The 16,336-nt window shown below is 29.5% G+C and carries 12 protein-coding genes; 10 read left to right on the top strand and 2 right to left on the bottom strand.

Going from position 1 to position 16,336, the window contains the following annotated elements; translation table 11 throughout:
* Positions 1–72: 72 nt before the first annotated feature.
* The 4 genes from INR60_RS00745 to INR60_RS00760 all read left to right on the top strand — a co-directional run bounded on the left by INR60_RS00745 (position 73) and on the right by INR60_RS00760 (position 8,895).
* Complete coding sequence (locus INR60_RS00745) at positions 73–2,988, top strand: cellulose binding domain-containing protein (protein ID WP_194189559.1); 2,916 nt, start codon at positions 73–75, stop codon at positions 2,986–2,988.
* Positions 2,989–3,280: 292 nt separating this feature from the next.
* Positions 3,281–3,580, top strand: a complete 300-nt coding sequence (locus INR60_RS00750) for a hypothetical protein (protein WP_194189560.1) — start codon at positions 3,281–3,283, stop codon at positions 3,578–3,580.
* Between the two features lie 196 nt (positions 3,581–3,776).
* The gene (locus INR60_RS00755) at positions 3,777–5,666 is read left to right on the top strand and encodes a sigma-54-dependent Fis family transcriptional regulator (protein WP_194189561.1); all 1,890 of its coding nucleotides are present in this window, start codon (positions 3,777–3,779) and stop codon (positions 5,664–5,666) included.
* A gap of 517 nt (positions 5,667–6,183) precedes the next feature.
* Positions 6,184–8,895: an SH3 domain-containing protein gene (locus INR60_RS00760; protein ID WP_194189562.1), complete on the top strand. Its 2,712-nt coding sequence runs from the start codon at positions 6,184–6,186 to the stop codon at positions 8,893–8,895.
* A 42-nt stretch (positions 8,896–8,937) separates the two neighbouring features.
* On the opposite strand, the gene INR60_RS00765 is transcribed toward INR60_RS00760, so the two are convergent.
* Positions 8,938–9,291 carry a hypothetical protein gene (locus INR60_RS00765; RefSeq protein ID WP_194189563.1) on the bottom strand — a complete coding sequence of 118 codons (354 nt, stop codon included), beginning with the start codon at positions 9,289–9,291 and terminating at the stop codon, positions 8,938–8,940.
* A 330-nt stretch (positions 9,292–9,621) separates the two neighbouring features.
* Here INR60_RS00765 and INR60_RS00770 point away from each other — a divergent pair, with 330 nt between their 5' ends.
* From INR60_RS00770 to gltA, 3 genes are all read left to right on the top strand, one after another.
* Complete coding sequence (locus INR60_RS00770) at positions 9,622–10,788, top strand: iron-containing alcohol dehydrogenase (protein ID WP_194189564.1); 1,167 nt, start codon at positions 9,622–9,624, stop codon at positions 10,786–10,788.
* 110 nt (positions 10,789–10,898) lie between these two features.
* Entirely contained in the window at positions 10,899–11,789 is an 891-nt protein-coding gene (locus INR60_RS00775; protein ID WP_194189565.1) for a sulfide/dihydroorotate dehydrogenase-like FAD/NAD-binding protein, read from the top strand.
* Positions 11,789–13,183 (top strand): NADPH-dependent glutamate synthase, encoded by a 1,395-nt coding sequence (gene gltA, locus INR60_RS00780; RefSeq protein WP_194189566.1) that lies wholly within the window; start codon positions 11,789–11,791, stop codon positions 13,181–13,183. Before INR60_RS00775 ends, gltA begins: the two co-directional genes overlap by 1 nt.
* Before the next feature lie 71 nt (positions 13,184–13,254).
* Here the strand turns inward: gltA and INR60_RS00785 are convergent, their stop codons facing one another.
* Positions 13,255–13,707 (bottom strand): C-GCAxxG-C-C family protein, encoded by a 453-nt coding sequence (locus tag INR60_RS00785; protein ID WP_194189567.1) that lies wholly within the window; start codon positions 13,705–13,707, stop codon positions 13,255–13,257.
* 154 nt (positions 13,708–13,861) lie between these two features.
* Here INR60_RS00785 and INR60_RS00790 point away from each other — a divergent pair, with 154 nt between their 5' ends.
* The 3 genes from INR60_RS00790 to INR60_RS00800 all read left to right on the top strand — a co-directional run bounded on the left by INR60_RS00790 (position 13,862) and on the right by INR60_RS00800 (position 16,327).
* On the top strand, positions 13,862–14,920 hold the full coding sequence (locus INR60_RS00790) for an endonuclease/exonuclease/phosphatase family protein (RefSeq protein ID WP_194189568.1): 1,059 nt from the start codon (positions 13,862–13,864) through the stop codon (positions 14,918–14,920).
* A gap of 161 nt (positions 14,921–15,081) precedes the next feature.
* Entirely contained in the window at positions 15,082–15,765 is a 684-nt protein-coding gene (locus INR60_RS00795; RefSeq protein ID WP_194189569.1) for a hypothetical protein, read from the top strand.
* A 22-nt stretch (positions 15,766–15,787) separates the two neighbouring features.
* Entirely contained in the window at positions 15,788–16,327 is a 540-nt protein-coding gene (locus INR60_RS00800) for a lysozyme inhibitor LprI family protein (protein ID WP_194189570.1), read from the top strand.
* Positions 16,328–16,336 lie beyond the last annotated feature (9 nt).

Raw genomic sequence — 16,336 nt, forward strand, 5'->3', positions numbered from 1 at the left:
TATTGAGATAATCTAAATACAATTTATGTAATTTAAAACTTAAATTGTATCTTGATGTAGGGGGAGATGGATTTGAAAAAGAAAACTAAAAAATTTTTAGCTGCATTTACAGCATTTGCATTTGTTATGCTTTTAATGCCTATTAAAAGTGTTTTTGCATTAGCTGAAGCAGCACCAAATAAACCTCAGATAACTCATAATCAATGGGGAACTGACGTTGATGGTAACTATGACATCACTTGTAGTATGTGGTATGGAAATAATGCTACAAGTTATAAAGTTTACGAAAGATTTGGCCCAAACGGTGAGTTTAAGGTCATAAAAGAAGGAAAACTTGAAGATAAAACTCCAAGTGCACAATCTATAGTTACTGAAGTTCGTGGAAGACAAAATTCAGGAACATATTACTATTATGGAGAATTTACAAACAGCTTTGGGACTACAAAAACAGATACCATTTCTGTAGTAGTTGGGAGTAATGGTAATGCAAAAATAGTAATAGATAAGGTTGATGATAACGGAGTAAGTTCACAATTTACAATAAATCAAGAGACTGTTAGTTATAAATTAGCTAATCCTAAAAGCGCTGATAGTACTTTTAAAGTAATATCAAACAATACTTCTGTAGCTAAAGCTGAGGTTGTTGATGGTAACATTTTGAAAGTAACAGGAATTGGTGAAGGAAGAAGTGGTCTTAGAGTTATTGATAATAAAACTTCTGATGAGAGGCAAATTGGGGTAAGAGTAAAAGATAAATCAGGCAATTTACCTAAGATGCCAAAATATTTATCAGTAGGGCAAGTTTCTGAAGATAAAGATGAAGATTTAAACTTCTGGAGAGATACATCAAATGATTTAACTAATAAAAGGACAGACATAAGATATATATACATAAATGGTGGTCCATTTAAAGGTTGGAGAAGTTGGACAAGCGAAGATGGAGCTAGAGCTAAAACATTTATAAACGAAAGTTTAAAAATGGGGATGATTCCGTTCTTTGTTTATTATAATATTCCAGATAATGATGAAGGATATGACGTGGATTTAAAACATATTAACGACAAAGCTTATATTGAAGGATACTTCAAAGATTTAAAATACTTCTTAGATATATGTAAAGAGTATGGTAAAGATGAGACTATAGGAATGATATTTGAGCCAGACTTTTTAGGGTATATGATGCAACAGTCTAATAAATCACCAGAAGAAATCCCAGCACTTGTTGAAGCTGCATATTCTTCAGGAGTATTAGAAAAAGGAAAAGATCCAAACTTTTCTAATAATGTTAAGGGATTAGTTGAAGCTATAAACTATACAGTAGATAAATATTATAAAGAAGCCTATAACGGATGGCAATTTAATATTTGGTCTTACTCAAGCCCGGAAGTTCCAGGCCAAGGGATTCTTCATAAAACTGAGTTTTTAGGATGGGATTCAGGAAGAAAATTTATAAAAGATGTTGCAACTCAAACTGCAAATTATTATAAAAGTGCAGGTATAAATAGCTATGGAACAGATTTTATATCTATAGATAAGTACGGGTTAGATGGAGCTTATGAAGATGGTGCAGCAAGCAATCCACAAAAGTCTAAGTGGTTTTGGAATGCAGATATTTGGGATAACTATCTTTTATACACAAAAACATTGCATGAGCAAATGAGTATGCCAGCTATTTTATGGCAAATACCAGTTGGACATATTAATAATTCAACTACTAAGAGTCCATATACAGGTGGAAACTTTAAAGAATTAGAAAATAAAGCAGGTTACTATGAAGATTCTGCTACAAGCTATTTCTTTGGAGATACATTTAAAGCTGGAAATGCTGATAGGCTAAAATACTTTAGTCAAAATGAAGCTAAAGACCCAAGTTTAAAAGTAAATGGAGATACTATAACTTGGGGAAGTCATATGGACTCAGTAAAAGATTCAGGTATAGTTTCAGTATTATTTGGAGCGGGTGTTGGTGCGTCAACAGATGCTGTAGGTTCACCTCCGACTGATGATTACTTCTGGATTACAAAGGCGCAAGAGTATTATAAAAATCCTTTGATGCTAAATAGTAATGCTTTCGATGTTTCAAATCCTTCTTCTGGAAGTAGTGGTATTTCAAAAGATGCCCCCTTAAAACCAGTAGTTAAGGGATCTAATTTAGAAAGTGATGGAAACTATAGTATAAATATAGAAATTCCAAAAGACTCTAAAGGAAAAACTTATAAGCTATATGAAAATGGCAAAACGGTAAAAAATGGTGATGTTAAAGATTCAAGTAATATAGAATATAAGGTTTCAAATAAAGAGACAGGTACTTATATGTATAGTGCAGACTTAATCAATGATAATGGAACTACTTCAAGTAGTATAGTAACAGTAAATGTTAAAAACAATATAGTTCCAGAGGTTGTAGTGCCAAAGTCTGGTGAAATAACAGCATCAAGTCTTAAAAATGATGGAAACTACAGCATAAATATTAATATACCAAAAGAATCAAATGGATTAACTTACGAGCTTTTAGAAAATGGACGTATAGCTAAAAGTGGAGAAGTTAATAAGGTTTCACAAAATATAAAGTTTGATTTTAATAATAAAGATTCTGGAGATTATATATACAAATTAATCATAAAAAATAAAGATGGACAAAGCATTAGCAACGAAATAAAGGTAACTTGTGATAATAAAAATGTAAAAAAAGGTGTTAACGTTGATTTTAAAATAGTATCAGATTGGGGTGGTAATGCAAATTACGACTTAACAATAAAAAATGATACAGGAAAAGATATTTCTAATTGGGAATTAACATTTAAAAGTGATAAAAAAATAATTTCTAATTGGAATGCTGATTTAAAATATGAAAATGGAGTATACAAGATAACTCCTAAAGCATGGAACAGTTCACTTAAAAATGGTGAAAAAATATCTTTAGGAGGAGCCTGTGAAGGCGGAGAAAAAACAATCAACTTAAAAGATATTAATGTAACTTATAAATAATTTGAAATAAGCAAGCCATGATTATGGAGTATTTTAAGGATATAGATAATCAGGGCTTGTTTTTTCTTGTTTGAGAATATTTTGCCTTAATAAATAATAATTATTATATAACTTTAATTTGGAATTTAATATAAATAATAAAAACACGAAAAAATATCAATTAATATTAATTATCTTTTAACAAATAAAACAAGGTGTTTAAAAGATTATATTTTTATGATAGTATTTCTTATCGAAAGGATTCGGTAACTAATTAGTTAAAAATTTAATAAAGGCACTTATGAGGTGAAATATGGAAGAAAACTGCAACTCGCTTAAGTATTTAGTAGTATATGAAGGAAACAAAATCGTAGCTAAAGATTATGAGAGTTTAATAGACGTATTTATAGAAATAGATGAAATGCTAACTTTTGATGAAAAAAAAGATATATTTTTAGGATATATTAAATTGATTTTAGCGTTGAATTCTGAAAAATCTTTAGAATTAGATGAAGAAAGTAATACTAAATTATTTAACATTGATGACGTAGATTCAACTATAGACATATTAAATGAATTAAGAATTGCTAAGATATTTAAAGTATATTCTTAATAAGACAGTTAAGCGAATCAAAATGAATCTTAAAAATAACTAGGAATTATAATTTATAAAAGATGCAACTTTAAAAGTGCATCTTTTTTTGCGTACAGAAGTTAAGAAAATAAAAATTGCTTACTATACATAATAAAAAATTTGTTTTACTATAAATATGTGAAGAAATTCAATTTAAGGGGAGAAGAGTTATTATATGGATAGTGAGTCTAATAATATAATTGAGAAGTCGCATAAGCGAAGTGAGAAATATGGTGTAGGTAGAGAATGGGTAAGCTCTAAAAAAGTTTTAGATGTAAGTAAAATTAATCTATTACTTAAAGAAAATCAGGATTTAGTAAAAAAAGCTAAGGTATATATGGATATGTTTAATGATGTGTTAAAAGATGAAAATTTTATAATTATATTGACGGATAAAGATGGATGCATACTGAATATAGCAGGAGCAACAGGTGCTATACAAGCATTTGAAAGGTTAAATATTAAAGTTGGAATGTATATGGATGAAAAGAGTATTGGAACTAATGCTATGGGAATCGCTATAGAAGAAGATAGAGCGGTACAAGTCACAGCAGATGAGCATTACATAAATCTATTTCAAACGTTAACTTGTTCTGCAGCGCCCATCCACGGCAAAGACGGGGAAATTATAGGAAGTTTAAATCTAACTGCCCAGTGGACAGAGAAACATCCACATTCTTTAGGGTTAGTTATATTTGGAGTAAAAGCTATAGAAAATGAATTAGATAAAATTCATTCTAAGGAAATCTTAGATAAAACCTATAATTATATGGGAAGTATTATGGATAATACTGATAAGGGTTTAATACTTATAAATGATTTTGGAAAAATAAAAAAGGTAAATAAATTAGCTTTAGAAATTCTTTGTGGTGACGAAAAGAAGTTAATAGGTAAAAGGATAGCTAACATTATTCCAAATTGGGAGAACATAATAAATGGATTTAGAACAAACTTATATAATGTATACACTAAAGATATAAAATTAAGTTTTGATAATTCTCATAAAACATTAATAGTAGTTAAACCGATAATTCTTAAAGAAAAACTTATAGGGGCAATAGTAACGTTAAGTAAAGAAGAGGATGAATTTAAAAATAACAACACTGGTGCATATAAATCCTTTGATGATATTATAGGCGAAAGTGATGCGATTTGTAATGTTATTACGAACTGTAAAGTTATTGCAAATAGCCCTTCAACTATATTAATTCAAGGGGAGAGCGGGACAGGTAAAGAAGTTTTTGCCCAAGCTATTCACAATTATAGCTATAGGCGCGATAAAAAGTTTATTCCTGTAAACTGTGGAGCTATTCCGAAAAACCTTATAGAAAGTGAACTCTTTGGATATGAAGAAGGAGCCTTTACTGGAGCTAAAAAAGGTGGTAAGCAAGGAAAGTTTGAACAAGCTGATGGAGGAACTATATTTTTAGATGAAATAGGTGAGATGCCAATAGAGATGCAGGTTCATTTGCTTAGAGTTATTCAAGAAGGTAGAGTAACTAGGGTTGGTAGTGATAGAGAAATACCAGTAGATGTTAGGATAATTGCTGCAACTAATAAAAATTTAAAAGAAGAGGTAAGAAATAAGAGGTTTAGGGAAGATCTATATTATAGATTAAGTGTAATTCCAATAACGCTTCCACCGCTTAGGGAGAGACTTGGAGATATAAGTCGTCTTATAGATCATTTCTTTTTGATGAAATCATTAAAGTTAAATAAACCTAACTTGATTTTAGATGAATCTATAAAAGAAAAATTATTAAAATATAAATGGCCAGGTAATATTAGAGAATTAGAAAATTGCATTGAAAATATAGTTAATTTAGATGGCTGCATGAGTTATGATATCCTTAATAAGAAGGATTTTATTTATGATGATATTGTTAAAAATAAAACAAATGATGGAGAAAAGATAATTAAAATAGATTTAGAGAAATATAAGTCTATGAAAGAAATAGAAAGAGATATTATTATTAAAGCTATAGATTATAATAATAATAATATAAGCAAAACAGCTAAAGAACTTGGAATGAGTAGAAATACTTTGTACTATAAATCAAAATGATTTGAAGAGTATGAATGATGTTTTTATTAAAAAAAGAAAAAACTAGTTTAATGTTATGATGTATTGTTGGTAAAAATATTATTTATATAGGCTCGTACTTTTATGATGTACGAGCCTATAATTTTAATGTACCAAACAAAGTTTTTCGAAAATAAAATGATTTAGAATAGTTAAGAAGGTAAGATACTATAAAATAAAAGATTTATGGTTATTTGACAATAATCATTTGATTTAAATTTAAAATACAAGACTTTAACCAGATAAAACTAATATAGATTTATTCAAATAAAAAATACCAACAATCAACCGTAACAATAGATGAGTTAATATAATTAAATTTAAACTATATTAGGTTGATGTTAAATGAACAAAAATGAATTTTGTTTTAAAAAAATAAACAAAAGGTTAAAAGGTTAAAATACTAGGCTGGATTCGTTGAATAAAAAATACTAGATTGTTAGAATTTAATATATAGATTAAAAAGAGAAAGAAAATACTAAAGATTCGAGGGGTAAAAATGAAGAGCAAAAAGATAAAAGTATTAATTGCAATCGGTGCTATTGCAAGCACTATAGCGATTACACCAATAACTACAGCGAATGCAGATACTTTAAACATAAATGATGCTGCAAACACTTCAAAAGATAATGCTAAAATTACAGAGAAAACTAAGCAAGAAAATTTAGTAAAAGAAACTAAAAACCAAATGTTCAAAACGGAAAATACTATAGATTTAGCAAAAACAAATACAGATAAGGATACAGTGAAAAATGCTATCGATGAATTTGTTAAAGTTAAAATCTCAAAAGAATTAGTAGAACTTCAAAAATTTCAAAAAATAAATGAATATCAGTTTAATTCATTAACAGATTTAATTTCAAAATTACCAAAAGAAGAGCAAAAAGAAGTTATAAGGTATTTTAAAGATGAAATGACTAAATACTTTACAGTAAAAGATACGGTGAATGATAATTTAGAGACTAAAGTTAAAAATCTTTCAGTAAAAAATGTTTCAAAAGAAGAAAATAAAACTTCAGATAAAACAGAAGTAAAAACTGATTCTAATGAAGCCGTAAAAGTAGATAATAAAGCGTCAAATAATTCAGAAGTCAAACCGGTTGATAAAAATAAGGACAAGCAGGGTGAAGTAAGTCCAGAAACTAAACCAGAAGATAAGATTTCAGAAAAGGAAGAAGCAAAACAAAAAGATAAAGTTTCAGACAAAACAGAAGTAAAAATTGATTCAAAAGTTTCAGATAAAACTTCAGAAAAGCTAGAAGATACTACTGATAAAAAAGTGGACACGCAAAAGGACAAACAAGGGGAAAAGTTACAGGATAAGCAAGAAGACAAGAAAGAAGATAAGAATTTAGAAAAGAAACAGGATTATAAGGAAATAAAGCCAGAAGTTAAACCGTCTGATAAGGAAATAGACAAGTCAAAGGTACAACCAAATGATAAAGGTGAAGCTAAAGAAGAAGGTAAGACTTCAGATAAGAAAGAGTCAAAACCAGAAGCTAAGCCAGAAAATAAACCAGAAGCTAAGCCAGAAAATAAACCAGAAGCTAAGCCTGAAATAAAACCAGAAACTAAGCCAGAAGAGAGGCCAGTAAAACTAGAAAACAAATTCCATTCTGCTATTCAAGAAAAGCTTTATCATTACTTACTAAATAGTGATAATAGAAAATCAATCTTTAAAGAGGCTGTAAGATTACATGATGGTAATGCTAGTAATACCTGTGTTTACTTTGCATCAGAAGCTCTTCGTAGAATAGGTGTTGATATTCCTAAATATATAGCTTACACAACTAAACTAGAAGAACAGTTAGTTAAAAGAAGCTGGGTTAAGACTAGTGACTTAGATTCATTAGAACCTGGTGATATTTGTTTTGCTGGAGAAGCTCATACTTATGTGTTTATGGGGTGGGCAGATAGAGCTAAACATATTGCAGAAGTTGCGGACAACCAAGTTTATAGATTTGGTGATCATTATCATAACAGAGGACTTTATACTGGATATGATGTAACACCTACAACTCACTACTATAAATATGTTCAAGGTGCTTTTGAAAAAGATGAGAACGTAAAAACAATAGTAAAAGGAACGGTGTCTGTTGATTCATATTTAAATGTAAGAAGTGATGCTTCAACTTCAGCTAGAGTTTTAGGGAAATTATACGGAGGAGACTCTGTCAACATATTAGGAAAAGATGGCGAGTGGTATAAAATAGATTTTAATGGTGATGATGGATATGTTTTTGGAACATATATTAAAGATATAGAAAAGGTAATCCACAAAGAAGAGGCTAAGCCTGTAGTAGTCGTTAAACCTATAGAAAAGCCGTTAGATAAAGAAACTAAACCAAGTGATAGTAAGGAAACTGCAAAACCAGAGGTTAAACCAGAGGTTAAACCAGAGACTAAGCCTGAAACTAAGCCAGAAGTTAAACCTGAGGAAAAAGAAGAAACTAAACATATAAAAATAGAACATTCTGAAGGTAGAGTAGTTAATATATCTTCATACTTAAACGTAAGAAGTGATAATTCAACTAATAGTAGAATAGTTGGTTCTCTTAGAAATGGAAGTAAGGTTTCTGTAAAAGGGAAAGATGGAGATTTTTACAAAATCGACTTTAATGGAAGAGATGCTTATGTTTATGAAAAATATTTAAGTGTTAAGACTTGGACTGAAGATAAGGTTATAAAGGTTGTTCATATAGATTCTAAAGACGAAAACAAAAAGAATGATGACAAAAAAGAAGAAACTAAGAAACAAGAAGTAAAAACTTCATTAGTTGGTACTATAAGAGTCCATACTTATCTAAATGTAAGAAATGATGCATCTACACATAGCAGAGTAATCGGAAGATTAAAAAATAATGATAAAGTAGATATAATTAAAAAGCATGGCTCTTTCTACGAAATTAAGTTTGATGGAAAGACTGGATATATCCATAAAGATTACGTAAGTGTTAGAACTATAACTGAAAACTCTTCTAAATCAGAAGATAGAAATGATAAGATTGAATCTAATAATAAAGTTGGAAGAGTAGTTAATGTAACTAGTAATTTAAGAGTTAGAGATGGAGCTTCAACTAGATATTTAGTTAAGGGATACTTAAGTCCAAACGCTACAGTTAAAGTAGTAGGCTCTAAAAACGGGTGGTATAAGATAGAGTATAATGGCGGGTACGGCTTTGTAAGTAGTGATTTTATAAAATTAATATAGTAAGTATTATGTTAAGGTAGCTTATAATTATTTTAAGCTACCTTATTTTAATTGAATCCAAGCTACGTTATTTAATCTGCTTGGTGAGGTTTCGTTTATAGTACCATCAAACATAACAGTAAATTTCATTCCAGGCTCAATTTTTTTTATTTTGATTTTTTCTCCAGATGATGCGAATAAATCAATTCCTTCTGTATTTATTAAAGTCTTATTTCCTATTAGTTCGTGAGAGGAACTCGTATATCCTTTAGCAACTATATCCATAGTTTCAATATTATTTTCAAGTACAACTAAATCTAAAGTTTCTATGCAGTTTGATCTTTCATCTTTTTCACAACCTATAAATAAAAAAGAAGAAAATATTATTAAAAATAAATATAAAATCTTATGTTTCATAATAATACCTCCAAAAAAATTATTATAATATTATTATAAACTAATTGTAAATAATTTCCAAATGGTTTAGTATAAATATTAACGAGAGAAATTAAATAAATAGAAACTAAAATATGTACTAAATTAGTACATTGTACTTTGAGAGTACACCTTATGTTAATTAGTGTATCGAAATAGTACACAGAAGAAAAAGATATAAATAGACTTTGTTAAAAAAATGACTATTTTAGACGTTTTCAAAAGAAAATTTTATTTTGGCACGCTATTTGCTAAATATTATAGGCGAGGGAAAAATTTTTGATTATATAAGTATATTAGGAGGAGAGAATTATGGGAAGATTTACATTACCTAGAGATATCTATCATGGAAAAGGGTCTCTAGAAGTACTAAAAGGATTAGAGGGAAAGAAAGCAATGATTGTTATGGGCGGTGGCTCTATGAGAAGATTTGGTTTCTTACAAAAAATAGAAGATTATTTAAAAGAAGCTGGAATGGAAGTTGAAGTTTTTGATGGAGTAGAATCAGACCCTTCTGTAGAAACTGTTATGAGAGGCGCAGAAGCTATGAAAAAATTTAATCCAGATTGGATAGTTGGACTTGGTGGAGGTTCACCAATAGATGCAGCTAAAGCTATGTGGATTTTCTACGAACATCCAGAATTTACTTTTGAGGAAGCAATAGTACCATTTGGTTTACCTAAATTAAGAAATAAAGCTAAATTTATAGCTATAGCTTCAACTAGTGGAACAGCTACAGAGGTTACTGCATTTTCAGTTATAACTGATTACAATGCTAAAATTAAGTATCCTTTAGCTGATTTTGAAATAACACCAGATATTGCAATAGTAGATCCAGAACTTGCAGAAACTATGCCACCTAAATTAGTTGCACATACTGGAATGGATGCTATGACTCATGCAATAGAAGCATATGTTTCAACTATAGCAGATAACTACACAGATCCATTAGCGTTACATGCAATTGAAATGGTTAGAGATTATATAAAACCTTCATTTGAAGGAGATATGGATGCAAGAGATGAAATGCATGATGCTCAATGTTTAGCAGGTATGGCATTTAGTAACGTATCTCTTGGAATAGTACATTCTATGGCTCACAAAATAGGGGGAGTATTCCACGTACCACACGGTTGTGCTAATGCTATATTACTTCCATCAGTAATTCAATATAACGCTAAAGAGTGCGGTGAAAAATATGCAAAAATAGCGAAGAGATTAAATCTTCAAGGGGAAACTACAGAAGAACTTGTAAATTCATTAGTTAAATTAATAAGAGATTTAAATAATGAATTAAATATTCCAGCATCATTTAAAGAGTATGGAGTAGATGAAAAAGAGTTCGCTGAAAATGTTAAATTTATGGCTAAAAATGCAGTCCTAGATGCATGTACAGCTACAAACCCAAGAAAAATCGATGATGAAACTATGGAAAGATTATATAATTGCACATTTGTTGGAGAAGAAGTTGATTTTTAATAATTAATAAGATTGATTTAAGAGACTTCTAAATTAGTAAAGGCTCTCGCATTTATATACGGGAGCTTTTATTAAGTACATAAAAGTTATGATAAAAAGGGGAGTTTACTATGTATAAGATTTTAAAAAAAGAAAAATTAAACGATAATACGTTTCTTATGGATATAGAAGCAAAGAGAGTTAGTAAAAGCGCAAAGCCAGGTCAATTCATTATTATAAAAAATGATGAAAAGGGAGAGAGAATACCACTTACTATAGCTGATTTTGATAAAGAAAAAGGAACTGTATCTATAGTTTTTCAAGTTGTAGGTAAAGGAACTAAGGATTTAGCGAGTTTTGAAGTAGGGGATAGTGTATCTGATTTTGTTGGACCACTTGGAAGACCTTCTGAATTTGTATCTGAAAATATAGAAGATTTAAAGAAGAAAAAATTTCTATTTATAGCTGGTGGTGTTGGGGCAGCTCCTGTATATCCTCAGGTTAAATGGATGAAGGAACACGGAATTGATGTTGATGTAATTATTGGTGCAAGAAGCAAAGATATATTAATTTTAGAATCAGAAATGAAAGAAGTAGCAGGAAATCTTTATATATCTACTGATGATGGTTCTTATGGATTTGACGGAAGAGTTACTGACCTTTTAAAGGACTTAGTAGATAATAAAGGTAAACACTACGATGAAGCTATAGTGATAGGTCCTATGATAATGATGAAGTTTATGTGTATGTTAACTAAAGAATTAAATATACCTACTATAGTAAGTTTAAATCCAATTATGGTTGATGGTACTGGTATGTGCGGTGCTTGTAGAGTTACAGTTGGAGATAAAATCCAATTTGCTTGCGTTGATGGGCCTGAGTTTGATGGTCACAAGATAGATTTTGATGAAGCTATGAGAAGACAAACTATGTATAAAACTGAAGAGGGAAGAAAAATCCTTAAAGAAAAAGAAGGAAATACTCATCACGGTGGTTGTGGACATTGCGGAGGTGAAAAGTAATGGATATGAATGAGAGAATGGTTAGAGTACCAGTTAGAGAGCAAGACCCAAAGGTTCGTGCTACTAATTTTAAAGAAGTTTGCTTAGGATATAACGAAGAAGAGGCAATGAAAGACGCTAAAAGATGTCTTCAATGTAAAAAGCCAATGTGTAGACAAGGCTGCCCTGTATCAATTGATATACCAGGCTTTGTGAAGGAAGTTGCAGAAGGAAACTTTGAAGAAGCAGCTAAAATTATTGCAAAATATAGTGCACTTCCAGCTGTTTGTGGAAGAGTTTGTCCGCAAGAATCTCAATGTGAGGGAAAATGTGTTTTAGGAGTAAAGGGTGACTCTGTTTCTATAGGAAAGCTAGAAAGATTTGTAGCAGACTGGGGTAGAGAACACAATATAGATCTTTCAACTAAGGAAGAATCAAAGGGGAAAAAAGTTGCAGTTATAGGAAGTGGACCAGCTGGTCTTACTTGTGCTGGAGACTTAGCGAAACTTGGATACGATGTAACTATTTTTGAAGCGCTTCATGAAGCCGGAGGAGTTTTAGTTTATGGTATTCCAGAATTTAGACTTCCAAAGGAAACTGTAGTAAAAGGTGAGATTGAAAATATTAAAAAGCTTGGCGTAAAGATTGAGACTAACGTTATTATAGGAAGAACTATAACTATAGATGAGCTTTTAAATGAAGAAGGTTTTGATGCTGTATTTATAGGTTCTGGTGCTGGACTTCCTAGATTTATGGGAATAGAAGGAGAGAATGCTAATGGAGTATTTTCAGCTAACGAATATTTAACTAGAGTAAATCTTATGAAAGCTTTTAAAGAAGATTATGAAACTCCAGTTAGAACGGGGAGTAAGGTAGCTGTAGTAGGAGGCGGAAATGTAGCTATGGATGCAGCTAGAACAGCACTTAGACTTGGAGCTGAAACTCATATCGTATATAGAAGAAGTGAAGCTGAACTTCCAGCTAGAATAGAAGAAGTTCACCACGCTAAAGAAGAGGGGATTATTTTTGATATTTTAACTAATCCTACAGAGATATTAACAGATGAAAACGGCTGGGTATCAGGAATGAAATGCGTAAAAATGCAACTTGGTGAACCTGATGAGTCTGGAAGAAGAAAACCAGAAGTTATTAAAGGGTCTGAGTTTGTTATGGATGTAGATACAGTTATAATGTCTCTTGGAACTTCACCAAACCCTCTTATTTCTTCAACTACAGAAGGGCTTGAAATAAATAAGAGAAAATGTATAGTTGCAGAAGATGAAACAGGTAAAACTTCAAGAAAAGGAGTTTATGCAGGGGGAGATGCTGTAACTGGAGCCGCAACTGTAATATTAGCTATGGGTGCAGGTAAAGATGCAGCTGCTGCTATAGATGAGTATTTAAGTAACTTATAGTTTTAAATAAAATCTTTTTAAAAATTAAAGGAACTCTTTTTAGAGTTCCTTTAATTATAAAGATATATTGATTATTTTAATTTTCCATCTTCTATTAATCTATTAGCTACGTAAGCTGCAACTTCACCTGTTATTTTTATGCAGTGAGCTTTTCTTTCAGGTGAATTGAATTCTTTAAAGTCTTTTGTCATAACTCTACAGCATGTACTTTTATACATCTCACGGATATGATCGTGTAGAGCTTTTGATTCTTCAAACATTTTATCGTTCATAGGTTCTAAATGACTTCGTCCATAAACCATTCCAAGTGCCATTACTCCGCCACTAACTGCACCGCAAAGGCAGCCAGATTTACCTATTCCTACAGGAAATCCTGAAGCGAGTTTAGTTACATCATCTGAAAAAGGTTTCCCTAAAGCATCGTTAATAGTTTTAACAACAGCTTCTGAACAGAAGAATTCTCCTCTTTCAAAATAACCTTCTGCAATTTTTCTGATTTCTTCTACTCTTTCTTTATTTGACATAAGTTATCTTTCCCTTCTAAGTAAAATAAGTTAAATTACAAATTCATTATACACTAAATCTATGTTACTAAATTGTAAAAGGATGAATATTATCTTCCCTATTTAAAATATAATATTTATAATTAAACTTATGTTGTAGAAATGGAGGTAATAGATGAAGAAAATGATTAAAGTATTAATCTATGCAATTATTGTATTATTAGTTTTAGTATTAGGTTATGTTTGTTTTATGATAGTAACAGATTATAAACCAGAACCTATAGAAAAAGTTAATATAGAGAATAATAGAGAAAAAACGGTTAAATTAAATAAAGAATATACACTAACTACATTTAATATAGGTTATGCAGGAATGGATAAAAACGTTGATTTCTTTATGGATGGCGGAAAGATGTCTAGGGCTATAAGTGAAGAAGCTGTTAAAGCTAATTTAAATGGGATAGAAAATATAATGAAAGATAAAAATTCTGATTTTTATTTTCTACAAGAAATAGATAAAAAGGCTAGTAGAAGTTTTAACGTAAATGAAGTAGAAAGTGTTAATAATAATTTTAAAGATTATAGCACTTCTTTTGCAAAGAATTTTGATGTTAAATGGGTTCCCCTTCCTATAACTCATCCTCACGGAAGAGTTTTAAGTGGAATAATGACATTATCTAAATACTCTTTTAATAGTGCAGATAGATATGATTTACCAGGTAAAGAATCTTACTTTAGACAACTTGGTGATTTAGATAGATGTATGCTTGTAAATAGAGAAAAATTAGAAAATGGAAAAGAATTTGTTTTAATTAATGTACATCTTTCAGCGTTTGATAAGGGTGGAAAGGTTAGAAAGGTACAACTTGCATTTATTAAAAAGTTCGTTTTAGAAGAATATAATAAAGGAAATTATGTTATTTTAGGTGGAGACTTTAATAACCAGCTTCCAGGAACTGATGCTTTTAATTTTAAAACTACAGAAGGTCTTCCAGATTGGATTCAAAAATTACCAGAAGATTTTACTCCTAAAGGATTTAGTATCTATTCAGATAAATTTACTCCAAGTAACAGAACAGTTGAAAAACCGTATGTTGATGGAGAAAATTTAAAATCAGTAATAGATGGATTCTTAGTTTCTGATAATATAAAGGTTAAAAGTATAAAAGGAAAAGACTATAATTTCGAATATAGCGATCACAACCCTACAACATTAACATTTGAATTAAAATAATTTTTAAACCTAACTATATTTTTGTAGTTAGGTTTTTCTTTATAAAAATATGTTATATAGAAATAGTTATTTAAAATTGTATGGAAGAAATGTAAATTTTTTAAAAGGTTAATAGAAAGGTAAAATCTTTATTTTAATATAAAAAGGAGGAGATGATTTTTATGGAAAATAAATTAACATTAGTAGAAAAATTAGCATTATTAATAATGGATAGAGATAAATACGATTTAAATATTTTAGAAGATAGAAGAGTTAGAAGAAATATATTAGGGTGCATTATAACAGAGATGATAAATAAAAACGCTTTATATGTAAGTGATGGATTCTTAGAAGTTTATGATGGAAATGTACCACTTAATAGATACGAAGAATATGTTAGTACTATAATAAGTGAAGATATTTTTGAAGTAGAAGAAGTTATTGAAGGGTTAGACCAAAAGACAGAATATAGCTTTATTATAGATAAATTAATAGATAATCTAAGAGATTATGAAGTTATAAAAGGAGGGGAAGAAAATTATCATTACGAAGTAAATAGAGACGTTATAGGTAGAATAATTAAAGGTATAGAAGAAAATCTAGATGTTTATAAAATAGTTAATAATGATGATTTAGCTTTAATGCTTTATTTTTACTACACAAAAATTGCAAAGTATTATTTAAGCAAAGATGAAGTTAAAAAATTAAAAGAAAAATTAGATAATTTTAAAGATGATAAAGTTTATAATTTTGTTTTAGAAGAAGGGATAGATAGAGTTCCTAAAAAATATAGTACATCAGGAGACTCTAGAAAAAAATTAAATAAAGGGGATATAATAGCTTTTTCAAGTGAATTATTCTTTTAATAAAGTGTTTAGGTGATTATATATGAAAAAGAAGCTCTTTAGTAGTCTTTTAATATTTTTATTATTAGCTTTAGCCTTTATTTCTTGTGAAAATGCAAAAGATAAAACTATAACTTATAAGGAAAATAATAAAAATATAAATAAATCAAATTTAAGTTTAGAAAATTGTAGTTTTTCTGTAGAACCTAGATATGATTTACCTATAAAAGAAGAAAAGAAATGTTTACTAAAGCAGTTCGAAAGAATGAAAAATAAAAGTGAAAACTTATATTATAATAAAAAAACTTTAGGTGAAATTTTTGAATCTGAAGATAAAGACTTTACAATGTGGGATGATAAACTTAATGAGATCGGCGATTACTTAGGAAAAAACTTAAATAAGAAGGATTACGTAAAACTTAAAGAAGAAGAAAAGAAATGGGTTGTAGATCGCAAAATCAAGGCTCATAATGCGGCGAATAAATTAAAATCTCAAAAAAATGAGCAAGTGGTATATACTAAATCTCTTATAGATAGCACAAGAAAAAGATGTTATGAAATAGTAAATAAATATATGAATTAAATTTGTGGT

The sequence above is a fragment of the Clostridium chrysemydis genome (assembly GCF_015234215.1).
Taxonomy (GTDB): Bacteria; Bacillota; Clostridia; order Clostridiales; family Clostridiaceae; genus Clostridium; species Clostridium chrysemydis.